General features: G+C 71.0%; 21 protein-coding genes. 14 read left to right on the top strand and 7 right to left on the bottom strand.

The window, feature by feature from the left end:
• The first annotated feature begins 93 nt into the window (after window positions 1–93).
• The 11 genes from ACZ4Z2_RS22975 (at window position 94) to ACZ4Z2_RS22925 (ending at window position 10,773) form a co-directional block, all read left to right on the top strand.
• Complete coding sequence (locus ACZ4Z2_RS22975) at window positions 94–489, top strand: GntR family transcriptional regulator (protein ID WP_099963468.1); 396 nt, start codon at window positions 94–96, stop codon at window positions 487–489.
• Window positions 486–1,427 (top strand): ABC transporter ATP-binding protein, encoded by a 942-nt coding sequence (locus ACZ4Z2_RS22970; protein ID WP_468078514.1) that lies wholly within the window; start codon window positions 486–488, stop codon window positions 1,425–1,427. The genes ACZ4Z2_RS22975 and ACZ4Z2_RS22970 overlap by 4 nt, the downstream gene beginning before the upstream one ends.
• On the top strand, window positions 1,424–2,410 hold the full coding sequence (locus ACZ4Z2_RS22965; RefSeq protein ID WP_468078513.1) for an ABC transporter permease: 987 nt from the start codon (window positions 1,424–1,426) through the stop codon (window positions 2,408–2,410). Before ACZ4Z2_RS22970 ends, ACZ4Z2_RS22965 begins: the two co-directional genes overlap by 4 nt.
• Window positions 2,407–3,399 carry an ABC transporter permease gene (locus ACZ4Z2_RS22960; protein ID WP_468078512.1) on the top strand — a complete coding sequence of 331 codons (993 nt, stop codon included), beginning with the start codon at window positions 2,407–2,409 and terminating at the stop codon, window positions 3,397–3,399. The genes ACZ4Z2_RS22965 and ACZ4Z2_RS22960 overlap by 4 nt, the downstream gene beginning before the upstream one ends.
• Window positions 3,396–4,379 (top strand): ABC transporter permease, encoded by a 984-nt coding sequence (locus tag ACZ4Z2_RS22955; RefSeq protein WP_468078511.1) that lies wholly within the window; start codon window positions 3,396–3,398, stop codon window positions 4,377–4,379. Before ACZ4Z2_RS22960 ends, ACZ4Z2_RS22955 begins: the two co-directional genes overlap by 4 nt.
• Entirely contained in the window at window positions 4,376–5,212 is an 837-nt protein-coding gene (locus ACZ4Z2_RS22950) for an ABC transporter permease (RefSeq protein WP_468078510.1), read from the top strand. The genes ACZ4Z2_RS22955 and ACZ4Z2_RS22950 overlap by 4 nt, the downstream gene beginning before the upstream one ends.
• A 194-nt stretch (window positions 5,213–5,406) precedes the next feature.
• Complete coding sequence (locus tag ACZ4Z2_RS22945) at window positions 5,407–7,857, top strand: RNA degradosome polyphosphate kinase (RefSeq protein WP_468078509.1); 2,451 nt, start codon at window positions 5,407–5,409, stop codon at window positions 7,855–7,857.
• Window positions 7,838–8,917 (top strand): CHAD domain-containing protein, encoded by a 1,080-nt coding sequence (locus ACZ4Z2_RS22940; RefSeq protein WP_468078508.1) that lies wholly within the window; start codon window positions 7,838–7,840, stop codon window positions 8,915–8,917. The genes ACZ4Z2_RS22945 and ACZ4Z2_RS22940 overlap by 20 nt, the downstream gene beginning before the upstream one ends.
• Window positions 8,914–9,327, top strand: a complete 414-nt coding sequence (locus ACZ4Z2_RS22935) for an NUDIX hydrolase (RefSeq protein ID WP_468078507.1) — start codon at window positions 8,914–8,916, stop codon at window positions 9,325–9,327. Before ACZ4Z2_RS22940 ends, ACZ4Z2_RS22935 begins: the two co-directional genes overlap by 4 nt.
• Before the next feature lie 341 nt (window positions 9,328–9,668).
• Complete coding sequence (locus ACZ4Z2_RS22930) at window positions 9,669–10,493, top strand: SCO4651 family lipoprotein (RefSeq protein ID WP_468078506.1); 825 nt, start codon at window positions 9,669–9,671, stop codon at window positions 10,491–10,493.
• A gap of 109 nt (window positions 10,494–10,602) precedes the next feature.
• On the top strand, window positions 10,603–10,773 hold the full coding sequence (locus ACZ4Z2_RS22925; RefSeq protein WP_468078673.1) for a hypothetical protein: 171 nt from the start codon (window positions 10,603–10,605) through the stop codon (window positions 10,771–10,773).
• 105 nt (window positions 10,774–10,878) lie between these two features.
• On the opposite strand, the gene ACZ4Z2_RS22920 is transcribed toward ACZ4Z2_RS22925, so the two are convergent.
• Window positions 10,879–11,244, bottom strand: a complete 366-nt coding sequence (locus ACZ4Z2_RS22920) for a metal-sensitive transcriptional regulator (protein ID WP_468078505.1) — start codon at window positions 11,242–11,244, stop codon at window positions 10,879–10,881.
• A gap of 188 nt (window positions 11,245–11,432) precedes the next feature.
• On the opposite strand from ACZ4Z2_RS22920, the gene ACZ4Z2_RS22915 reads away from it, so the two are divergent.
• Both ACZ4Z2_RS22915 and ACZ4Z2_RS22910 read left to right on the top strand, forming a co-directional pair.
• Window positions 11,433–12,053 carry a DUF47 domain-containing protein gene (locus ACZ4Z2_RS22915; protein WP_468078504.1) on the top strand — a complete coding sequence of 207 codons (621 nt, stop codon included), beginning with the start codon at window positions 11,433–11,435 and terminating at the stop codon, window positions 12,051–12,053.
• A 7-nt stretch (window positions 12,054–12,060) separates the two neighbouring features.
• Window positions 12,061–13,059 (top strand): inorganic phosphate transporter, encoded by a 999-nt coding sequence (locus ACZ4Z2_RS22910; RefSeq protein WP_468078503.1) that lies wholly within the window; start codon window positions 12,061–12,063, stop codon window positions 13,057–13,059.
• Between the two features lie 136 nt (window positions 13,060–13,195).
• On the opposite strand, the gene pstB is transcribed toward ACZ4Z2_RS22910, so the two are convergent.
• The 4 genes from pstB to pstS form a co-directional block, all read right to left on the bottom strand.
• The gene (gene pstB / locus ACZ4Z2_RS22905) at window positions 13,196–13,972 is read right to left on the bottom strand and encodes a phosphate ABC transporter ATP-binding protein PstB (protein WP_468078502.1); all 777 of its coding nucleotides are present in this window, start codon (window positions 13,970–13,972) and stop codon (window positions 13,196–13,198) included.
• Window positions 13,973–14,041: 69 nt separating this feature from the next.
• Window positions 14,042–15,106, bottom strand: a complete 1,065-nt coding sequence (gene pstA / locus ACZ4Z2_RS22900) for a phosphate ABC transporter permease PstA (RefSeq protein WP_468078501.1) — start codon at window positions 15,104–15,106, stop codon at window positions 14,042–14,044.
• The gene (pstC, locus tag ACZ4Z2_RS22895; protein ID WP_468078500.1) at window positions 15,103–16,110 is read right to left on the bottom strand and encodes a phosphate ABC transporter permease subunit PstC; all 1,008 of its coding nucleotides are present in this window, start codon (window positions 16,108–16,110) and stop codon (window positions 15,103–15,105) included. The genes pstA and pstC overlap by 4 nt, the downstream gene beginning before the upstream one ends.
• Window positions 16,111–16,248: 138 nt before the next feature.
• Window positions 16,249–17,376, bottom strand: a complete 1,128-nt coding sequence (gene pstS, locus ACZ4Z2_RS22890) for a phosphate ABC transporter substrate-binding protein PstS (protein WP_468078499.1) — start codon at window positions 17,374–17,376, stop codon at window positions 16,249–16,251.
• A gap of 607 nt (window positions 17,377–17,983) precedes the next feature.
• Between pstS and ACZ4Z2_RS22885 the strand changes: the two genes are divergently transcribed.
• On the top strand, window positions 17,984–19,552 hold the full coding sequence (locus tag ACZ4Z2_RS22885) for an FAD-binding oxidoreductase (RefSeq protein ID WP_468078498.1): 1,569 nt from the start codon (window positions 17,984–17,986) through the stop codon (window positions 19,550–19,552).
• Between the two features lie 94 nt (window positions 19,553–19,646).
• On the opposite strand, the gene ACZ4Z2_RS22880 is transcribed toward ACZ4Z2_RS22885, so the two are convergent.
• Together ACZ4Z2_RS22880 and ACZ4Z2_RS22875 are read right to left on the bottom strand one after the other, a co-directional pair.
• Window positions 19,647–20,369 (bottom strand): phosphatase PAP2 family protein, encoded by a 723-nt coding sequence (locus ACZ4Z2_RS22880; RefSeq protein ID WP_468078497.1) that lies wholly within the window; start codon window positions 20,367–20,369, stop codon window positions 19,647–19,649.
• Between the two features lie 223 nt (window positions 20,370–20,592).
• Window positions 20,593–21,600 (bottom strand): C40 family peptidase, encoded by a 1,008-nt coding sequence (locus tag ACZ4Z2_RS22875; protein WP_468078496.1) that lies wholly within the window; start codon window positions 21,598–21,600, stop codon window positions 20,593–20,595.
• Window positions 21,601–21,915 lie beyond the last annotated feature (315 nt).

Genomic DNA, 21,915 nt, shown 5'->3' with positions numbered 1-21,915 from the left:
AGGTCGTCCACAGGCAGGGGGCGGTGTGTTGACACCGCCCCCTCTCTTGCACCACCCTTTCACTACTCAATTAGTGAAAGGGTGGTTGTTCGAGTGGTCGAGTACCGCATCGACCGGCGCAGCGGTGTCGCCACCTATGTGCAGATCGTCCAGCAGACCAAACAGGCCCTGCGGCTCGGCCTGTTGGAACCCGGCGACAAGCTCCCCACGGCCCGCGAGGTCGTGGAGGCCACCGCCATCAACCCGAACACGGTGCTGAAGGCCTACCGCGAGCTGGAGCGCGAGGGCCTGGTCGAGGCCCGCCGCGGCCTCGGCACCTTCGTACGGAAGTCGTTGGGCGCCCATCCGGTCGACTCCCCGCTGCGCGAGGAGCTGGCTCAGTGGACCGTCCGGGCCAAGGAGACCGGGCTCGAACGGGGCGACGTCGAGGCGCTGTTCACCTCCGTACTGGACGAACACTTCAAGGAAGATCAGGGGGACGAGGCATGACCGACACGGCCATCGAGGCGGCCGCACTCGGCAAGAGGTTCGGGTGGCGGCAGAAGGGCTGGGCGCTGCGCGACTGCACGCTGCGGCTCCCGGTGGGGCGCGTCTGCGCGGTCGTCGGACCGAACGGCGCGGGCAAGTCGACGCTGCTGGCCCACGCGGCCGGCCTGCTCGCCCCCACCGAGGGCGCGATCAGCGTGCTGGGCACGACGCCGTCGGCCGCCCGCGAACGCATGGCGTACGTCGCCCAGGACAAGCCCCTGTACCCGCAGCTCACCGTCGCCGAGACCCTGCGCATGGGCGCCGAGCTGAACCCCCGCCGCTGGGACGCGGCCGTCGCGGAGCGGATCGTCGAGGAGGGCGGGCTGGACTTCGGCTCCAAGATCCGCTCCCTCTCCGGCGGCCAGCGCACCCGGGTCGCCCTCGCCCTGGCCCTCGGCAAGCGGCCCGAACTGCTGCTGCTGGACGAGCCGATGGCCGACCTCGACCCGCTCGCCCGACACCAGCTGATGGGCACCCTGCTCGCGGACTCCGCCGAACACGGCACCACGGTTGTCATGTCCTCGCACGTCGTGGCCGAACTCGAAGGCTCCTGCGACCACTTGTTCCTCCTCGGCGGCGGTCGCGTCCGCCTCGCCGGCCCGCTGGACGCCCTCATCGCCGCACACACCCTGGTCACGGGCCCGACCGGTGACCTCGCCCCGCACACCGTCGTCGAGTCCCGGACGACCGGCCGTCAGCTCACCGCGCTCATACGCCCCGAGGGGCGGATCGCCGCCGGCTGGCAGACCGCCGAGCCGACCCTGGAGGAGCTGGTCCTCGCCCATCTGCGCTCCCCCGGCGCCCCGGCCCTCACCCTCACGGACGAGGACGACGAGGGCGGGATCGACGGCGACCAGGGCGAGACCAACGGCGCGCAGACCCGCGGAGCCTCCGTATGAGCGCCGTGACCGTGGTGTCCGCCGGGGCACCGGAGCGTCGCCCCGCGCACCCCGCCCGTGCCCTGGCCCGCGCGGTGCTCCGCCCGCACCAGTCGGCGCTGTGGTTCTGGGGGCTGCTGCTGGTGCTGATCGGCGGCGGACTGCTGTGGGCCGCCGGGCCGGGGTACGACGCCGTCTGGGACGCCTACCTCAGGAGTGGCTGCAAGGAGGCCGACTACTGCGACATGGGCCCCGCGTACCAGCACTACGACCTGGTCGTCAGCCTGGCTCCCGCCGCGCTGACCGTGGCGCCGCTCCTGATCGGGGCCTGGGCCGGTGCCTCGCTGATCGGCCGCGAGCTGGAGAGCGGCACCGCGAACCTGGCCTGGACCCAGTCCGTCACCCCGGCCCGCTGGCTCGCCGCCAAGCTGGCGGTCCCGGCCGCCCTGATCGTCTCCGGGACGGTCCTGCTGACCCTGCTGAACCGCCTGGTGTGGTGGCGGGAGGAGCCGCTCCGGGACGCGGTGGGCACCCGGGACTGGTTCGGGTACACCACCTTCACGGGCAACGGCACCCTCGCCACCGCCTACGCCCTGTTCGCCCTGGCCACCGGCGTGGTGGCCGGCCTGCTGCTCCGCCGCTCCCTGCCCGCGCTCGCCGCAGGCTTCGCGGGCACGGCCGCCCTCATGGGCGTGCTCCAGGGGAACCGGCACCACCTGTGGCCCGTGGCGGAGACCCGTGCGACCGCCTCGGAGCCGCGGTGGACCGGCATGCTCGTCGACCGGGGCGTCGTCACCGCCTCGGGCGACCGGATCTCGAACTCCCTCTGCGAGGACTTCGACTGCGGGCGGAGCGACGTCGTCGGCTACTGGGCCCATTCCCACCCCTCCTCCCACTTCTGGCCCCTCCAGCTCGTCGGGACCGGCATCGTCGTCGCCGTCACCGCCCTGCTGGTCCTGGCCTCCTTCCACCTGCTGCGCCACCGCACGGGAGGCGCCGCGTGACCGCCCTCACGACCGCCGCGTCCCGCGCGGGAGGCGGCCCGCGCGGACTGACCTGGACACTGCTGCGCCTGCACAGCGCGGCCCTGTGGTTCTGGGCGCTCCTCGTCGCCGTGGCCGCCGGGTGCCTGCTGTGGGCCGCGGTGGCGGGCGGCGACGCCGCCTGGGCCGCGTACACCTCGGGGGGCTGCGACAACGGAGTGGTGGACGAGGGCTGCAACCTCAACGCCCCCGCGATCGAGTTGTACGACACGGCCCTGTACCTGGGCTCCGCGATCATCACCATCGCGCCGATGCTCGTCGCCGTCTGGGCGGGGGCCGCGCTGATCGGTCGGGAGCTGGAGAACGGCACCGCGAAACTCGCCTGGACCCAGTCCGTCACCCCGGCCCGCTGGCTCGCCGCCAAGCTCGCCCTCCCCGCGGCCGTGCTCTCCTCCGGCACGCTCCTGCTCGTCCAGCTGCACCGGACGATGTGGCAGGCCCACACCGACCAGTGGGGGACGCGGGGCGTCTGGCAGTGGCACGAGAGCTCGATCTTCATCGGCAACGGTCCCGTCGCCCTCGCCCACGTCCTGCTCGGCCTCGCCGTCGGCGTCCTGGCCGGCCTGCTCACCCGCCGCTCCCTGGCCGCCATGGGCTACGGCTTCTTCGCCCTCGGCGGTCTGCTGTACGCCCTCGAACTGGCCCGGCCGTACCTGTGGCCGGCGAGGACCGCGACGACCCAGTCCGCTCTGAGCCACCCCGCCTACCTCGGCATGACCGTCGAGGAGGGCGGCATCACCCCCAGCGGTGTCCGGGTCCCCGACCTCTGCATGGCCAGCACGGAATGCATGCCCGGGGAGGATGTCGTCGGCCACTACCGCGACTACCACCCCGCCTCCCACTTCTGGCCCCTCCAGCTCGTCGAGACCGGCGTCGTCGTCGCCGTCACCGCCCTGCTGGTCCTGGCCTCCTTCCACCTGCTGCGCCGCCGTTCGGGAGGTACGTCATGACGACCGCCGTCGCCGCCATCGCCGCCCGTAAAGGCCCTCGCCCGCGCGGCCTGACCTGGACCGTGCTGCGCGTGCACCGCCCGGCCCTGCTGGTGTGGTGCGCGTACGTCCTGCTGATGACCGGCTGGATGCTCTGGGTGCACCACGTCTCGGGGGCGCAGGCGCGCGCCGCGCGCGACACCTGCCTGGGGCGGGACGGGGGCTGCGTCGACTTCGACGTGTTCCCCTTCACTCAGGGCATGTCCATGATCGGCCCCCTCGTCGCCTACGCCTCCTACGCCGTGGCCGCCTGGGCGGGTGCCTCCCTGACCGGGCGCGAACTGGAGCACGGCACGGCCCGACTGGCCTGGACCCAGTCGGTCACCCCGACGCGCTGGCTGACGGTCAAGCTGGCGGTTCCCGCGGTCGCCCTCACCGTGGGCACCACGGTGCTGATGCTGGTCTACCGCTGGATCTGGTCGGCGAACCGAGAGGTGCGCAGCGACGAGTGGTACGACAGCGAACCCTTCGTCAACCGTGGCCCCGCGGTCGTCGCGTACGCCCTGTGCGCGCTGGCCGTCGGCGCGCTGGCGGGCCTGGCCCTGAAGCGGGCGCTGCCGGCGCTGGGCACGGCCCTCGCCTTCGTCGTCTGCCTCCACCTGTACCTCGACGAGCGGTCGAACACGCTGTGGCCGGCGAAGACGCTCACCGGCACCGCCGCGAGCCGGCTGCCGATGTCGGCCGACCAGCTGGAGCTGGGAGCGGTCACCGGCTCGGGTGCCCGGATCAATGACCTGACCTGCTTCGACGTCGACACCGACGCCGGCTACGCCAGGTGCATGGCCGACAACGGCTTCACCGACCTGTACGCCGAGGTGCACCCCCAGTCCCACTTCTGGCCCCTGCATCTGATGACCACCGGCATCGTCCTCGCCGTCACCGCCCTGCTGGTCCTGGCCTCCTTCCACCTGCTGCGCCGCCGTACGGGAGGTACGTCATGACGACCGCCGTCGCCGCCACCGCCGCCCGTAAAGGCCGCCGCCCGCGCGGCCTGACCTGGACCGTGCTGCGCGTGCACCGCCCGGCCCTGCTGGTGTGGTGCGCGTACGTCCTGCTGATGACCGGCTGGATGCTCTGGGTGCACCACGTCTCGGCCGCGCGGGTGCGCGCCGAGCTGGACGCCTGCCGGAGGGTGGAGGGCGGGTGCATCGACGTGATGACGTTCAGCCACTCCATGAACGAGGGCTGGATCGGCACCCTCATCGCCTACTCCTCCTACGGCATCGCCGCCTGGGCCGGTGCCTCCCTCATCGGCCGCGAGCTGGAGCGGGGCACCGCCCAGCTGGCCTGGGCCCAGTCCCTCACCCCCACCCGCTGGCTCACCGCCAAGCTCGCGGTGCCGGCCGTCGCGCTGACCGTCGGGACCACCGTCCTGGTCCTGGTCTACCGCTGGTTCTGGTCGGCGAGCGGGGAGCTGCGGGGCGGCGAGTGGTACGACCCCGACCCCTTCCTGAACCGCGGCCCCGCGGTCCTCGCGTACGCCCTGTGCGCCCTGGCCGTCGGCGCCCTCGCGGGCATCGCCCTGCGGCGCTCCCTGCCCGCCCTGGCGGTGGCGTTCGGCTTCGTCCTCTGGTTCCACCTGTACGTCGACAGGCACTGGCACGAGCTGTGGCCCGCGAGGACCCTCTCCGGCACCGGCGAGATCCTGTTCCCCGACGACCACCCGGCCTCCCACTTCTGGCCCCTGCACCTGATGACCACCGGCGTCGTCCTCGCCGTCGCCGCCGTGGCCACCGGCGCCGCCTACTGGCTGCTGCGCCGCCGCACCCGCTGACGGCGACCCTGACCCGGCACGCCCCTCCTACGGGGGGAGGGGCGTGCCGCGGACGTGAACCGGTGCGGGGCGAGGCGGCGGCGCACATCCCGGGCCGGGGGCGCACGCCCGGGGAACCGGCGGGCCTCCCTGCGCTATCCCGCACGTAAGGTCTCCGTAACCGGCGATTCAGACGACCTTGCGACGCTTCCGCAATGAACCCCGTCCCGCCCGAGCCCTCGCCTCCCCCACGCAACGGCCCAAGCAACGGGAAGAGCGCGGGGAGCGGCCGCCCCGCGCCCACCGCCGCGCGCCCCGGCGTCAGCGACGACGTCGTCGCGCGGATCGACGCGGACATCGCCGGGAACGCCGTCGCGCTCCCTGTGGCCCTCTCCGACGCGCCTGTGATGCTCGCGGCGCGGAAGAATGGTGCCATGAGCCAGTCCAACGCCCAGGCACAGGTCCAGCACGCGCAGCCGTCCGTCGGCTCCATAGCCGCGCACCGCCCGCACACGGTGGCCGCGGTCGTCTCCGATCTCGAACCCGACATGGACGCCGACCTCGACGCCTACGAGGAGGCGCCGTACGACGGCGACCGCCTGCCGCAGAACCGCTTCCTCGACCGGGAGCGCAGCTGGCTCGCCTTCAACGAGCGTGTCCTGGAGCTCGCCGAGGACCCGAACACGCCCCTGCTGGAGCGGGCCAAGTTCCTCGCGATCTTCGCCAGCAACCTGGACGAGTTCTTCATGGTCCGGGTGGCCGGTCTGAAGCGCCGTATCGCCACCGGCGTCGCCACCAAGTCCGCCTCCGGCCTCCAGCCCCGCGAGGTGCTGGAGATGATCTGGGCCCGCTCCCGTGAGCTGATGGCCCGGCACGCCGCCTGCTTCCACGAGGACATCGCCCCGGCGCTCGCCGAGGAGGGCATCCACGTGGTCCGCTGGGGCGAGCTGACCGAGAAGGAGCAGGCCCGCCTGTTCACGCTCTTCCGGCACCAGATCTTCCCGGTCCTCACCCCCCTCGCCGTGGACCCGGCCCACCCCTTCCCGTACATCTCGGGCCTGTCGCTGAACCTCGCCGTGGTCGTCCGCAACCCGGTCTCCGGCCACCGCCACTTCGCCCGCGTCAAGGTCCCCCCGCTGCTCTCCCGCTTCCTGGAGGCGTCCCCCAGCCGCTACGTCCCCATCGAGGACGTGATCGCGGCCCACCTGGAGGAGCTGTTCCCGGGCATGGAGGTGCTGGAGCACCACACGTTCCGCCTCACCCGCAACGAGGACCTGGAGGTCGAGGAGGACGACGCCGAGAACCTCCTCCAGGCCCTGGAGAAGGAGCTCATGCGGCGCCGCTTCGGGCCGCCGGTGCGCCTGGAGGTCGAGGAGTCCATCGACCGGTACGTCCTCGACCTGCTGGTCCGCGAGCTGAAGATCTCCGAGGCCGAGGTGTACCCGCTGCCCGGCCCCCTCGACCTCACCGGCCTCTTCGGCATCGGCGCCCTCGACCGGCCCGAGCTGAAGTACCCGAAGTTCATCGCCGGCACCCACCGCGACCTCGCCGAGGTCGAGTCGGCGTCGCCGCCCGACATCTTCGCCGCGCTGCGCGAGCGGGACGTCCTGCTGCACCACCCGTACGACAGCTTCTCCACCTCCGTGCAGGCGTTCCTGGAGCAGGCGGCCGCCGACCCGGACGTCCTCGCCATCAAGCAGACCCTGTACCGGACCTCCGGCGACTCCCCGATCGTGGACGCGCTGATCGACGCCGCCGAGTCCGGCAAGCAGGTCCTCGTCCTGGTCGAGATCAAGGCCCGCTTCGACGAGCAGGCCAACATCAAGTGGGCCCGCAAGCTGGAGGAGTCGGGCTGCCACGTCGTCTACGGCCTGGTCGGTCTGAAGACCCACTGCAAGCTGTCCCTGGTGGTCCGCCAGGAGGGCGAGACCCTGCGCCGCTACAGCCACGTCGGCACGGGCAACTACCACCCGAAGACGGCCCGCCTCTACGAGGACCTGGGCCTGCTCACCGCCGACCAGCAGGTCGGCGCGGACCTCTCCGACCTGTTCAACCGCCTCTCCGGCTACTCCCGCCGCGAGACGTACCGCCGGCTCCTCGTCGCCCCCAAGTCCCTGCGCGACGGACTGATCGCCCGCGTCAACAAGGAGGTCCAGCACCACCGCGCCGGACGTCCCGCGTACGTCCGCATCAAGGTCAACTCGATGGTCGACGAGGCCCTGATCGACGCCTGCTACCGGGCCTCGCAGGCCGGCGTGCCCGTCGACATCTGGGTGCGCGGCATCTGCGCGGTACGGCCGGGCGTCCCCGGCATGTCGGAGAACGTCCGCGTCCGCTCCGTCCTCGGCCGCTTCCTCGAACACTCCCGGATCTTCGCCTTCGGCAACGGCGGCGAGCCCGAGGTGTGGATCGGCAGCGCCGACATGATGCACCGCAACCTCGACCGCCGGATCGAGGCCCTCGTACGAGTCACCGACCCGGCCCACCGGGCGGCCCTCAACCGCCTGCTGGAGACCGGTATGTCCGACACGACCTCCTCCTGGCACCTCGGCCCCGACGGCGAGTGGACCCGGCACTCGACCGACACGGACGGCCAGCCCCTGCGCAACGTCCAGGAGATGCTCATTGACGCCCGGAGGCGCCGGCGTGGCACAGCAACACCTTGACCCCAGGAACTCCACGGCCGTCGCCGCCGACGCCCTCGCCGGGTATCTGCGGTCCCAGGCCACCGAGTTCCTCCGCGCGCTGCGCACCCACCGGGAGACCGGTGGGGGCGCGGTCGGCGGAGCCGAGGAGTCCACCGACGCGGCGCTCGCCCTGCGCCGCTCGGCCCGCCGCATCAGCGGCACCCTCCACACCTTCCGCCCGCTGCTCGACGCCGACTGGTCGGAGTCCCTCCGTCCCGAACTGGCCTGGCTGTCGGGCACCCTGGGCCGCGAGCACGCCTACGCGGCCCGGCTGGACCGCCTGGTGGCGGCCCTGAACCGGCTGTCCGGAGCCGCCACCGGGTTCCCCGCACAGGCCGGATCGGCCGGCCGCGCCGCCGGGGCGGAACGCGCGGGCCCGGCCGGCGGCACCCGCCCCCCGGCCGCTCCCGACCGCGGCAACCTCACCGTCGGCGCCGCGAAGGCGGGCGCCCTCCTCGACCGCCAGCTCACCCTCGCCCGGACCCGGGCCCACTCGGCGGCCCTCCAGGCGCTCGGCTCGTCCCGCTTCCACGCCGTCGCCGACAGCGTCGCCGTCCTGGCCAGCGAGGTCCCCCTCACCCCGGCCGCGTCCGCCATGGACCTGAGCCCCCTGGCCGCCGCCGCCCACGACCGCCTCCGCGACGCCGTCGCCGGCCTCCCCCTGCTGACCGCCGGCCACCCCTACAACGCCGAGGCCCTCATCCACGGCCTGTCCCCCGACACCGCCCCCCACCCCCAGGACGCCCCCTGGCACCAGGTCCGGCTCCTGCTGCGCCTGCACCGCTACGCCCTGGAGGTCCTCCACCCCCAGGCGGTCCCCGTGGACGTACGCCTCCTGGCGGCCGGCGAGGCCCTCAACCGCCACCGAGACGCCTCCGAGGCGGCCTCCGCCGCGGCGGCCGCCGCCCGCACCCCCCGGATCGCCCCGGCCACGGCCTACGCCCTCGGCGTCCTGCACGCCGACCAGCGCCACGAAGTCGAGGCGGCCCGCTTCGCGTTCCAGCAGTCCTGGCAGAAAGAGGCGGTGAGTACGTCATGAGCGACGACGTCATCCACGCGGCCGGCTGCGTCCTGTGGCGCCGCTCCCCCGCCGCCGGGGACCTGGAGATCTGCCTGGTCCACCGGCCGAAGTACGACGACTGGTCGCACCCCAAGGGCAAGTTGAAGCGCGGCGAGGCCCCGCTCGACGGCGCGCTGCGCGAGGTCGAGGAGGAGACCGGGTACCGCTGCGAGCCCGGTCCGCGGCTGCCCTCGACCCACTACTACGTGGGCGGGCGCGCCAAGCGGGTCAGCTACTGGGCGGCCGAGGCGACCGCCGGTTCCTTCACCCCCAGCCGCGAGGTGGACCGCGTGCTCTGGCTGGAGCCGGCCACCGCCCGCGCCCGTCTCACCCAGCCCCGGGACCGGGAACTGGTCGACGAGTTCCTGGCGACCCTGCGCCTGGCCTGACCGCCCGGGCCCCGTCCGCGCCCGCGCCCCTCACCCTCCGGTCTCGTGCCCCTCGGCGTCGGTGCGGGCCAGGCTGCGGGCTCTGCGCGCCGGACCCCGCCATCCACAGATGCAGCGGGCCACGCAGAATCGGCCCTGTTCGACGGTCGTCGTGCGGTGCTCCTGCGGTAATACCGCCTCGTCGTGCTGTGCCACACGATGACGTTACCCACGTCAGGTGAACGACTCCCCAACTCCCGCCCCGCACGTGCCGGGGGCACCCCGCGTGACGACCTCCCCTACCCGTCGTTAACCGGACGACAGGAGGACCCGGTACGGACCGGCCAGGGGGTTTGCGGGCGATGGTGACGCGGCGGCACAGCAGAGCGGGCTCGGTGGTCGTCGCGGCGGGACTGGTGGTCTCCCCCCTGGGCTGTGCCCCCGGCGGCCCCGGGGACGACGCCGCCCCCTCCGACCCCGTCGGCCTCCTCCACCGCGCCGCCCCCGCCCTCGTCCGCGCGGGCAGCTCCAAGACCCGTACGGAGATGGAGATGGCCACCGGCGGCACCCGGGTCACCATCCACGGGGAGGGCGTCTACGACTACGGCCGACAGCTCGGCCGGCTCAAGGTGCTGCTGCCGCAGGACCCCGCCGGCACCAGCGAGCACCGCCCCATCACCGAACTCCTCGCCCCCGGCGCCCTGTTCATGAAGAACCGGGGCGCCGGTGTTCCCCCCGACAAGTGGGTCCGCGTCGACACCGGCACCCTCTCCGACGGCAACCTGGTCACCGGCGGCGCCACCGACCCGTTCGCCGCCGCCGAGGTCCTGCGCGGCACACGTACCGCGACCTACGTCGGGCGGGCCGAGGTCGAGGGCATCCCCGTCCGCCACTACCGCGGCACCGCCGACCTCACCGCCGCCTCCCGCGCCGCCTCCGAGGGCAACCGGGCCCCGCTGCGCGCCGCGGCCCGGGGGTTCGCCACGGCCAGGGTCCCCTTCGACGCGTACCTCGACGACGAGGGACGGATCCGCAAGGTCCGCCACCGGTTCAGCTTCGTCAACGGCCGGCAGCAGGACACGGTGGCCGTCGCCTCGACGACCCTGCTGTACGACTTCGGTGTCCACGTCGCCGTACGGCTGCCACGGCCGCAGGACATCTACGCCGGGAAGATCGCCGAGGAGTAGGTCCCTCGGGGGCCGCGCGGGGCCGGAAATGGTCCGTTGGTGCCATGCGCGGCCTGTGGGCCGCTGCCTACCCTAGGAGGTCGGTGACGGCGGAGAAGAGGTGATGCGCGTGGCTCCGGCAGGCGGTACGGCGGTCCATGACCACGTGGCCCTCGCCGAGATCGAGCTCTGCGGCGAACTCATGATCGCCGCCTCGGCCACCGACGGGGACCGCCTCAGCCCCGACCGCATCGACGAAGTCCTCCGCGTGTGGGAGGAACGCGCCCAGGACACCCCGTAACCCCCGGCCGTGGTGCGCGGCCCGCCGCCCGCTCCCGGCGCGGGAGGGCGTCCGGGGACGCGGGCGGTGGCCGAAATCCGGTCACCTGGGCCGGCGGGCGGACGCTCAGGTCCGCAGGAGCCGGCCGATCGCCTTCGTGGCCTCCTCCACCTTCGCGTCGACCTCGGCGCCCCCCTTGAGGGCCGCGTCGGCCACGCAGTGCCGCAGGTGCTCCTCCAGCAGTTGCAGCGCGAAGGACTGCAGGGCCTTGGTGGAGGCGGAGACCTGCGTGAGTATGTCGATGCAGTAGACGTCCTCGTCGACCATCCGCTGGAGCCCACGGATCTGGCCCTCGATGCGCCTCAGCCGCTTGAGATGCTCGTCCTTCTGGTGGTGATAACCGTGGATTCCATGGTCGTGGTCGGTCACGACGGGCGGCTCCACGGCATCTGCGACGGAGGGCGCTCCCGCGCCGGCCCCGGTGGTCGTCATCGCGTCCTCCAGACATATACCCCTACTGGGTATATCGTATCGAACTTTGGCGGGTATACGGCCTCCGGGCGGCCCCCCTGCCGACCGCTGTAGCCGATGGGCGACACTGGGGGACGGCCCATTAGCCGTGGCCGGATGATGCACTTAGCATCAGCCTGACCGAAACCGATGCACCCCGAGGACCCCTTGTGCGCTTTCGTCTGACCCCCAGGGAGACGAGCTTCTACGACATGTTCGCCGCCTCCGCGGACAACATCGTCACCGGCTCGAAGCTCCTCATGGAACTGCTCGGGGCGGACACGTCTGCCCGGGCCGAGATCGCGGAGCGCATGCGGGCAGCCGAGCACGCCGGTGACGATGCCACCCATGCGATCTTCCACCAGCTGAACTCCTCGTTCATCACGCCGTTCGACCGCGAGGACATCTACTCCCTCGCGTCCTCCCTCGACGACATCATGGACTTCATGGAGGAGGCCGTCGACCTGGTCGTCCTCTACAACATCGAGGACCTCCCGAAGGGCGTCGAGCAGCAGATCGAGGTCCTGTCCCGCGCGGCCGAACTGACGGCCGAGGCGATGCCGAACCTCCGCACGATGGACAACCTCACCGAGTACTGGATCGAGGTGAACCGGCTGGAGAACCAGGCGGACCAGATCCACCGCAAGCTGCTCGCCTATCTCTTCAGCGGCAAGTACGACGCCATCGAGGTCCTGAAGCTCAAGCAGATCGTGGATGTGCTGGAGGAGGCGGCGGACGCCTTCGAGCACGTGGCGAACACGGTGGAGACCATCGCGGTCAAGGAGTCCTGAGCCCTTCATGGACACCTTCGCTCTGGTCGTGACCATCGGGGTCGCGCTCTTCTTCACGTACACCAACGGCTTCCACGACTCCGCGAACGCGATCGCGACCTCGGTCTCGACGCGTGCGCTCACCCCGCGCGCGGCCCTCGCCATGGCCGCCGTCATGAACCTCGTGGGCGCGTTCCTGGGCAGCGGCGTCGCCAAGACGGTCAGCGAGGGGCTGATCTCCACCCCCGAGGGCTCCAAGGGGATGGGCATCCTCTTCGCGGCCCTCGTCGGCGCGATCACCTGGAACCTCATCACCTGGTACTTCGGCCTGCCGTCCTCCTCCAGCCACGCGCTGTTCGGCGGCATGGTGGGGGCCGCGCTGGCGGGCGGCACGACGGTCTACTGGTCCGGCGTGCTGGAGAAGGTCGTCATCCCGATGTTCGTCTCCCCCGTGGTCGGCCTGGTCGTCGGCTACCTGGTGATGGCGGCGATCATGTGGATCTTCCGCCGCGCCAACCCGCACAAGGCCAAGCACGGCTTCCGTATCGCGCAGACCGTGTCGGCGGCCGGCATGGCCCTCGGCCACGGTCTGCAGGACGCCCAGAAGACGATGGGCATCGTCGTGATGGCCCTGGTCATCGCGGACGTCGAGGACTACGGCGACCCGATCCCGATCTGGGTGAAGATCGCCTGTGCCGTGATGCTGTCCCTCGGCACCTACGCGGGCGGCTGGCGCATCATGCGCACCCTGGGCCGGAAGATCATCGAGCTGGACCCGCCGCAGGGCTTCGCCGCCGAGACCACCGGCGCGTCGATCATGTTCATCACGGCCTTCATCTTCAAGGCGCCGATCTCCACGACCCACATCATCACCTCGGCGATCATGGGCGTCGGTGCCACGAAGCGGGTGAACGCGGTCCGCTGGGGCGTCGCCAAGAACATCGTCCTCGGCTGGTTCATCACCATGCCGGCGGCCGCCCTCGTGGCCGCGGCCAGCTTCTGGATCGTGAACCTGGCGGTCCTCTGACGGAACCACCGCCCTGACGGGAACACCCGCCCACAAGGGCACGGGCCCGTCCCCCGGGAGCCGGGGGACGGGCCCTTTACCTACCTCGTGGCGGCACCGCCATGCAGCACCACGAGGGGTTCCTGAGGAGACCGGCCTAGCCGAAGCGGCCGGAGATGTAGTCCTCCGTGGCCTGCACCGACGGGTTGGAGAAGATCCGCTCGGTGTCGTCGATCTCGATCAGCTTGCCCGGCTGCCCGACGGCCGCCAGGTTGAAGAACGCCGTGCGGTCCGAGACTCGCGCCGCCTGCTGCATGTTGTGCGTCACGATGACGATCGTGAACTGTTCCTTCAGCTGACCGATGAGGTCCTCGATGGCGAGCGTGGAGATCGGGTCCAGGGCCGAGCAGGGCTCGTCCATGAGCAGCACCTTCGGCTCGACCGCGATCGCGCGGGCGATGCAGAGCCGCTGCTGCTGGCCGCCGGAGAGACCGGAGCCCGGCTTGTTCAGGCGGTCCTTGACCTCGTTCCAGAGGTTGGCGCCCTTGAGGGACTTCTCGACGACGTCGTCCATCTCGGACTTCTTCTTGCTGCCGACGAGCTTCAGACCGGCCGCCACGTTGTCGTAGATCGACATCGTCGGGAACGGGTTGGGGCGCTGGAAGACCATGCCGACCTCACGCCGCACCGACACCGGGTCGACCCCGGCGCCGTACAGGTCCTCGTCGTCGAGCATGACCTTGCCCTCGACGCGGCCACCCGGCGTGACCTCGTGCATCCGGTTCAGGGTGCGCAGGAAGGTGGACTTGCCGCAGCCGGAGGGGCCGATGAAGGCCGTCACGGTGCGGGGCTCGACGGTCATCGAGATGTCCTCGATGGCCCGGAAGGAGCCGTAATAGGCGTTGAGGCCGCTGACGTCGATTCGCTTGGCCATGTGAATCACTGCTTCTTTCGCGAGGAATTCGCGGGGAATTCGCTGGGTTCTGGTCGCTGTATGGCCGCGTCAGCGACCGGACTTCGGGGCCTTCCAGCGGGCGATGCCGCGGGCCGCCAGGTTCAGGATCATGATGAAGGCGATGAGCGTCAGGGCCGCCGCCCACGCACGGTCGTACGCCGCTCCGGAGCCGCCGCTGTTGGCGTACTGCAGGTAGATGTACATCGGCAGCGACGCCTGCGGGTCGGAGAAGGGGTTCGCGTTGATGAAGTTCGAACCCCACACCAGCAGCAGGACCGGGGCGGTCTCACCGGCGATACGGGCGACCGCGAGCATGACACCGGTCGTGATGCCGCCGATCGCGGTCGGCAGCACCACCTTGAGGATCGTGCGCCACTTCGGCACGCCCAGCGCCAGCGACGCCTCGCGCAGCTCGTTCGGGACGAGCTTGAGCATCTCCTCGGTGGAGCGGACGACGACCGGCAGCATCAGGATGGTCAGCGCCATCGCGCCGGCGAAACCGGAGGGGCCCATGTCCAGGATCAGGATCCAGGTACTGAGGATGAACAGGCCCGCGACGATCGACGGGACACCCGTCATGACGTCGACGAAGAAGGTGACGGCCTTGGCGAGCCTGCCACGGCCGTACTCGACCAGGTAGATCGCGGTCAGCACACCGATCGGCACGGAGATCAGGGTGGCGAGGCCGACCTGCTCCAGGGTGCCGAGGATGGCGTGGTAGATACCGCCGCCCGGCTCGGTGTCGGCGACCACACCCATCGAGTGGGTGAGGAAGTACATGTCGAGGACCTTCACACCGCGGCTGACGGTCTCCCAGACGAGGGAGGCCAGCGGGACGACGGCGAGGAGGAACGCGACCCAGACGACGCTGGTGGCGACCCGGTCCTTGGCCTGCCGCTTGCCCTCGACGCGGGCGGCGATGCCGAACGTCCCGGCGACGAAGAGGACGCCGGCGATCAGGGCCCACTGGATGGAGCTCTCCAGGCCGAGGGCGGCGGAGATGCCGAGGCCGAGGGCGACGGAGGCGGCGGCGACCGCCCAGGAGAACCACTTGGGCAGGGACGCGGCGCGCAGGGAGCTGGGGCGCTTGTCGGTGAGAGTTGCGTTGCTCATGCGTTGGCCCCCGAGAACTCCTTGCGGCGGGCGATGATCAGGCGGGCCGCGCCGTTGACCAGCAGGGTGATGACGAACAGGACCAGACCGGAGGCGATGAGCGCGTCCCGGCCCATCTCGGTGGCCTCGCTGAACTTGCTGGCGATGTTCTGGGCGAAGGTGCCGCCGCCCGGGTCGAGCAGGCTGAGGTTGATCTCGAAGCTGGAGGACAGCACCATCGCGACGGCCATGGTCTCGCCGAGGGCGCGGCCGAGGCCGAGCATCGAGGCGGAGATGACGCCGGAGCGCCCGAAGGGCAGGACCGCCATGCGGATGACCTCCCAGCGGGTGGCGCCGAGGGCCAGCGCGGCCTCCTCGTGCATCTGCGGGACCTGGCGGAAGACCTCGCGGCTCACGTTGGTGATGATCGGCAGGATCATGATCGCGAGCAGGATGCCGACGGTGAGCATCGAACGGGGGGCGCCGCCCTGCCATTCGAAGATGCCGGTCCAGCCGAGGTAGTCGTTCAGCCAGCCGTAGAGGCCGTCGAGCTGCGGTACGAGCACGAGGGCGCCCCAGAGGCCGTACACGATGGACGGCACGGCGGCGAGCAGGTCGACCACGTACGCGATGGGGCCGCCCAGCCTGCGCGGGGCGTAGTGCGTGATGAACAGGGCGATCCCGACGGCGACCGGGACCGCGATGGCCATCGCGATGATCGACGACACGATGGTGCCGAAGGCCAGGACCGCGATGCCGAAGACCGGCGGGTTGCCGGTGGGGTTCCACTCGAAGGTGGTGAAGAAGTTGCCCTCGTCCTTGCTGATCGCGAGCGCGGCGCGGTAGCTGAGGAACACGGCGATGGCCGCCATGATCGCCAGCAGGAAGATGCCGGAGCCGCGGGAGAGGCCGAGGAAGATCCGGTCGCCGGGGCGGGTGGCGCCGCGGGCGGCGCGCTTCTCCTCCGCGGCGGGCGGCGGCGGTGTGGAGGGGAGGGGAGTGTCTTTGGTCGTGGATATGTCCATCAGGTTCTCCGGTCTGCGGAGCCGTCGTCGTGCGGACGGCGACTCGGGGCGGAGCCGTCCGCGGTGGCGGAACGGCTCCTGGCGGCGGTGCACCGGACGGTGCGGCCCAGTCCCGGTCGGGGCTGGGCCGCACGCGGATCAGCTCAGGCCCGAGATGGTGCTGCGGACCTTGGTGATGATCTCCTCGGGCATCGGGGCGTAGCCGGCGTCGGCGAGCAGGCCCTGACCGTCCTCGGAGGCGATGTAGGTGAGGAAGGACTTGGTGGCGGGCAGGGTGTCCGCCTTGTTGCCCTTGTCACAGACGATCTCGTAGGTGACGAGGGTGATCGGGTACGCGCCCTCGGCGGTCGGCGTGTAGTTCAGCTTCAGCGCGAGGTCCTTGCCGGTGCCCACGACCTGGGCCTCGGAGATGGCCTTGGTGGCGTTCTCGACGGTCGCCTTGACCGGCTCGGTGGCGCCGGTCTTGATGTCGACCGTGCTCATGCCGTCCTTGGCGTAGGAGAGCTCCATGTAGGAGATGGCGCCCTTGGTCTCCTTGACGCCCTGCGCGACACCGGAGGAGCCCTGCGCGGACTGGCCGCCCTTGGCCTGCCAGGCCTTGCCGCCCTCGTACTTCCAGTTGTCGGGCGCGGCGGCGATCAGGTACTTGGTGAAGTTGTCCGTGGTGCCGGACTCGTCCGAGCGGTGGTACGGCTGGATCTTGAGGTCGGGCAGCTCGGCGTCGGGGTTGAGCGCCTTGATGGCCTTGTCGTTCCAGTTGGTGATCTTGCTGTCGAAGATCAGCGCGAGGGTCTTGGCGTCCAGGACCAGGCTGTCGACGCCCGGGACGTTGTAGCCGACCGCGATCGGGCCGCCGACCATCGGCAGGTCGATGCCCTGACCGCCCTTGCAGACCTCCTTGGAGGCGGTGACCTCTTCCGGCTTCAGCGCGGAGTCGGAACCGGCGAAGGCGACCTGGCCCTGCGTGAACGCGGTGATACCGGCGCCCGAACCGCTGCCCTTGTAGTTGATCTGGACGCTCTTGCAGGAGGCCGTGTACTGCTTGACCCAGGCGTCGATGGCGTTCTTCTGCGCGGAGGAGCCGTCGGCCAGCAGCTGGCCCTTGGCGTCGCCGCAGTCGATCTTGCTGTTGGCCGCCTGCGAGGAGCCCCCGTCGGCCGGGTTGCCGGTCTCGTCGGAGCCGCAGGCCGTCAGGGTCAGGGCGCCGGTGACGGCGACAGCACCGAGGGAAAGGGCGCGCAGCCGGTTCTTGCGCTGAAGCTTCACTTTCGGGGGTTCCTTCCAGGAGCCGCCGTCCACATGGCGGCGTGCGAAGTCGTCGTATCAGCCTCAGGACTGCCCTCGCGGGCGCCTGTCGTCCCTCAGGCTGCTGTCGTCACGGGGTGTATGGGCCGTTCTCGGCCCGCACCCCGCACCGGGTAAGGCCGAAATTAGGCAGATCAGGTGAAGCCGCCGATGGACGGAAGTGAACGGCGAGTGAACCCCTGCCGACAGTGCGGTGAGGTAACGGAATGCTTACGGCGCCCGCCGCCCTCTGGACGGAACACCCGCCCGCACCGGCACCCTGCGGTGCGGGGGTCGACCGGCATCTCTGCAATTTCACAGGTGGAGAAATCCTTCGAGAAAAGGAAACTCCACGCATACCAGACACGTCCACCCGGACCGGGCAGGGGGCCCGGGGAACCGCGCGGGAAATCACCGAGCCCGCGCACACCCGCGACGACATCGGGCACCCGAGTTCATGGGCGCTCCGATCCACAGGCACCCCGATCCAGCCGGCACCCCGAACACACTCCCGGACGGAGGGAACCCGACCCCCGCCAACCCCCGTCTCGTCAGACGACCCCAGCTCGCGGCGCACCGGGAGGCGCACATGGAACGGCGTACGTTCATCGGCGGCGGTGCGGCCGCACTCACCGCACTGACCGCCTCGGCCTGCACCTCCGGCGGCGGCTCCGACGCCTCGGCCACGGCCACGAACGCCTCCCTCCTCACGACCACGACGACGGTCACCGGCGCGGGCGGGAAGCCCGGCGCGGCCAACTGGTCCGCCCTCGCCCGGGACCTCGACGGCCCGCTGATCCGCCCCGGTGACAAGGCGTGGACGACGGCCCGCCAGCTCTACAACACCCGCTTCGACACCCTGAAGCCCACCGCCGTCGCCTATGTCGCCCACCCCGACGACATCCGCACGACCCTCGCCTACGCCAGGGCCCACGACCTCAAGGTCGCGATACGCAACGGCGGCCACTCCTACGCCGGCTGGTCCTCCGGCAACGGCCGGCTGATCATCGACGTCTCCAAGCTCAGCAAGGTCCGCGCCTCCGGCGGCGAGGCCGTCATCGGCGCGGGAGCGAAGCTCATCGACGTCTACCGCGCGCTCGCCGCCAAGGGCGTCACCATCCCCGCCGGCTCCTGCCCCACCGTCGGCGTCTCCGGTCTCACCCTCGGCGGCGGCCACGGTGTGACGTCCCGCGCCTACGGCCTGACCTGCGACAGCCTCACCCAGGCCACCCTCATCACCGCCGACGGCAAGCAGCTGGTCGCGAACGCCACCACGAACACGGACCTCTTCTGGGCCCTGCGCGGCGCCGGCAACGGCAACTTCGGCGTGGTCACCGAACTCCGCTTCAAGACCCACGCGGCCCCGGCCGGCGTCACCGCGTACCTCACCTGGCCCTGGTCCCGGGCCGCCGCCGTCCTGAAGGCATGGCAGGAGTGGGGCCCCACCCAGGCCGACGAGATCTGGTCGTCCTGCCACATCGCGAAGTCGGCCGGCGGCACCCCGACCGTCTCCGTCGCCGCCTTCTCCCTCGGCACCTACGGCGAGCTCCAGAACGCCGTCGACCGGCTCGCCGACCGGGTGGGCGCCCCGGCCCGCAGCGTCTCCCTCAAGCGCCGCACCTACGAGGACGCCATGGAGGGCTACGCGGGCTGCGGGTCCTTCGCCGAGGACGCCCAGTGCCATCTGCCGGGCACGACGCCCGGCCGGTCCCCCAAGGGAAAGCTGGGCCGCGAGACGTACGCCGCCCGCTCGGACTTCTTCGACCGCTCGATCTCCTCGGCGGGCATCCAGACCCTGCTGACCCAGATCACCGGCGTCAAGGGCGGCGCCGGCAGCATCGCCCTCACCGCGCTCGGCGGCCAGGTCAACCGCGTCTCGCCGACCGCGACGGCCTTCGTCCACCGCCGCTCGCGGATGCTGGCCCAGTACATCGCCTCCTGGAAGCCCGGCACCTCCGGCACGGCCGCCCAGTCCTGGCTGAACACCGCCCACAAGTCGATGGCCCGCCACGCCTCCGGCGCCGCCTACCAGAACTACACCGACCCCACGCTCACGAACTGGAAGAAGGCGTACTACGGCGACGCGGCCGCCCGGCTGACCACTCTGAAGAAGAAGTACGACCCGAACCGCTTCTTCACCTTCCCGCAGGCCCTGTAGCGCTCCCGGGGGCCACGGCGGTCCCATGACGACGGCCCCCTCACCGGCACGCGGTGAGGGGGCCGTTCGGTCGCGCCGAGCCGGGCGGTCGTGGCTACGCCGCCAGGTCCCGCTCCTCCGTGGAGGACGCCTCGACCCGCGCGCCCGGGATCACCGCGCGCTGACCGTCACGCCCGCGCGCCCGGACGAGCCACCCCACCCGGGGCGACCGCTCGATCGCCTTCATCACCGGCGTCAGCAGCGCCATGGCGAGCGGCGAGAGCAGCAGGGCGACGGCGGTGCCGAGCGCGAAGCCGCCGATCACGTCGGTCGGGTAGTGCACGCCCATGTAGACCCGGATGAAGCCGCCGAGGAACCCGATGACCAGGCCGACCAGGCCGAACTTCCGGTTGGCGACGAAGAGTCCGACCGCCATCGCCATGATCAGGGTCGCGTGGTCGCTCACGAAGGAGTAGTCGGTCTTGCCGGAGACGAGCACCTCCAGCCCCTCGTGGTCGAGGAAGGGCCGGGGCCGCTCGACGAACCCGCGTATCGGCACGTTGATCAGGACGGCGACACCGGCGGCCAGCGGCGCCCACACCAGCGCGGCCACGGACGAGGCCGCGTCCTCGCCACCGCGCCTGCGCACGCCCCACCAGCACCACAGGATCAGCAGCACCATGGCGAACAGCAGGCCGTACTCGCCGACGAACTCCATGACCCGGTCGAGCCAGGTCGGGGCGTCCTTGGCCAGGCCATTGATGTCATACAGCAGCTCGACGTCGGGATTGGATCCGGAATCAGCGGCAAGTGCGGCATGCGCGGCGAGTCCAGCCATCGTGCTGCGGCCCTTTCGTCATCGTCCTCGCGACCGCACCCGTACGTGCGCCGCGCTGTTGCCACCCCCGTGGTGTACGTAGGCGTCAACGCGCTACGTCAAATAGGAACGCACACTTCTCTCCAATGCGTTCCACCCTCCACTGAATGATCACGCAGACGTTATCGAAGAGAGACGCGTCGCCGCAGCTCAGGGCAGGGGTTCACGGAGAATTACGGCCCCGTCAGACAGTCTTGGGCAGCGCTTTCGCGCCATCTTCGGTGACCCGGGTGGCCCCGAAGTAGTCGGGGGTGTCAATCGGGTCGAACCGGATGACCGCGCCCGGCCGCGGGGCGTTGATCATATATCCGCCCCCCACATAAATACCGACGTGCCGAATGGCGCGGGAGTTGGTGAGGTCGTCGGAGAAGAAGACGAGATCGCCCGGCAGGAGTTCACCCCGCGACGGGTGCGGCCCGGCGTTGTACTGATCGTTCGCGACGCGCGGCAGCGTGATCCCGACGCTCGCGTACGCCGCCTTCGTCAGACCCGAGCAGTCGAAACGTCCGCCCTGGTCAGCGGTGCCGTTACCGCCCCAGAGGTAGAGCGTGCCGAGTTTCTTCTGGGCGTACGCGATGGCTCCCGCCGCCTGCTCGCTCGGGTCGACGCGGCTCGTGGGCGCGGCGAAGCTCTCCGACAGCGTCGTGATCGTCTTGACGTAGTTCTGGGTCTCCTTGTAGGGCGGGACACCCCCGTACTTGATGACGGCGTACGCGCCCGCGTTGTAGGAAGCGAGCATGTTCGCGGTCGGATCACCGGGGACGTCCTTCACGTACGAGGCGAGCTTGCAGTCGTACGAGGCGGCCGATGGAATCGCGTCATTCGGGTCCCAGACGTCACGGTCGCCGTCCCCGTCACCGTCCAGCCCGTGCGCCGCCCACGTCCCCGGGATGAACTGCGCGATGCCCTGGGCGGCCGCGGGGCTCTGCGCCTTCGGGTTGAACCCGCTCTCCTGGTACAGCTGGGCGGCCAGCAACGCCGGATTGATGGCGTCGCACAGATTGCCCCACTTCTGCACCAGCGACTGGTACGCCGCCGGCACGGCACCCTTGGCCAGCCCGACGGCCTTTCCTCCGACCCCGTTGGCGAGGTTCCCGGCGACCAGGTAGACACCGACGACCAGCAGCATGACGAACGCGAGTCCGGCGCCGACAGCGGAGATCACCACGATCCATGCCTTACGCACCGTCAACCGCCCCTCACCGCCCGCGAGTCCGCCGACGGTAAGTGTAGAGGCGGCCCTCCCTCTTAGGAATGATCACTCACGGCACTCCGTCCCCTTCGTCCCCGAGGTCGCCGTCACCACCAACCGCCGCAAGTGACGGGTGGAGGACTTCGAGCCGACGCCGGCGGCGGGCGAGGCGCGCGGGGGACGGCCGACTGGACACCCCGGCGGCCCTCGGGCACGGATCGCCCCGTTATGTTTTTCGCGGTCCTGCAAGAGGGCCGCTGGCCTCCGGGCCCGGCATGACTGTTGCCCCCTGTCGATGGGATGACCTGGGGGGTG

It is taken from the genome of Streptomyces sp. NPDC030183, from assembly GCF_055573455.1.
This window is presented reverse-complemented; position numbering and strand designations above follow the sequence as displayed.

What these genes read in the sequence shown, in the direction of transcription:
- ACZ4Z2_RS22920 (WP_468078505.1), bottom strand. Translation starts at nt 11,244, where the DNA reads ATGACGACCACCGGGGCCGGCGCGGGAGCGCCCTCCGTCGCAGATGCC.
- ACZ4Z2_RS22970 (WP_468078514.1), top strand. Translation starts at nt 486, where the DNA reads ATGACCGACACGGCCATCGAGGCGGCCGCACTCGGCAAGAGGTTCGGG.
- ACZ4Z2_RS22910 (WP_468078503.1), top strand. Translation starts at nt 12,061, where the DNA reads ATGGACACCTTCGCTCTGGTCGTGACCATCGGGGTCGCGCTCTTCTTC.
- ACZ4Z2_RS22880 (WP_468078497.1), bottom strand. Translation starts at nt 20,369, where the DNA reads ATGGCTGGACTCGCCGCGCATGCCGCACTTGCCGCTGATTCCGGATCC.
- pstC (WP_468078500.1), bottom strand. Translation starts at nt 16,110, where the DNA reads ATGGACATATCCACGACCAAAGACACTCCCCTCCCCTCCACACCGCCG.
- ACZ4Z2_RS22930 (WP_468078506.1), top strand. Translation starts at nt 9,669, where the DNA reads ATGGTGACGCGGCGGCACAGCAGAGCGGGCTCGGTGGTCGTCGCGGCG.
- ACZ4Z2_RS22945 (WP_468078509.1), top strand. Translation starts at nt 5,407, where the DNA reads ATGAACCCCGTCCCGCCCGAGCCCTCGCCTCCCCCACGCAACGGCCCA.
- ACZ4Z2_RS22965 (WP_468078513.1), top strand. Translation starts at nt 1,424, where the DNA reads ATGAGCGCCGTGACCGTGGTGTCCGCCGGGGCACCGGAGCGTCGCCCC.
- ACZ4Z2_RS22950 (WP_468078510.1), top strand. Translation starts at nt 4,376, where the DNA reads ATGACGACCGCCGTCGCCGCCACCGCCGCCCGTAAAGGCCGCCGCCCG.
- ACZ4Z2_RS22885 (WP_468078498.1), top strand. Translation starts at nt 17,984, where the DNA reads ATGGAACGGCGTACGTTCATCGGCGGCGGTGCGGCCGCACTCACCGCA.
- pstA (WP_468078501.1), bottom strand. Translation starts at nt 15,106, where the DNA reads ATGAGCAACGCAACTCTCACCGACAAGCGCCCCAGCTCCCTGCGCGCC.
- pstB (WP_468078502.1), bottom strand. Translation starts at nt 13,972, where the DNA reads ATGGCCAAGCGAATCGACGTCAGCGGCCTCAACGCCTATTACGGCTCC.
- ACZ4Z2_RS22955 (WP_468078511.1), top strand. Translation starts at nt 3,396, where the DNA reads ATGACGACCGCCGTCGCCGCCATCGCCGCCCGTAAAGGCCCTCGCCCG.
- ACZ4Z2_RS22935 (WP_468078507.1), top strand. Translation starts at nt 8,914, where the DNA reads ATGAGCGACGACGTCATCCACGCGGCCGGCTGCGTCCTGTGGCGCCGC.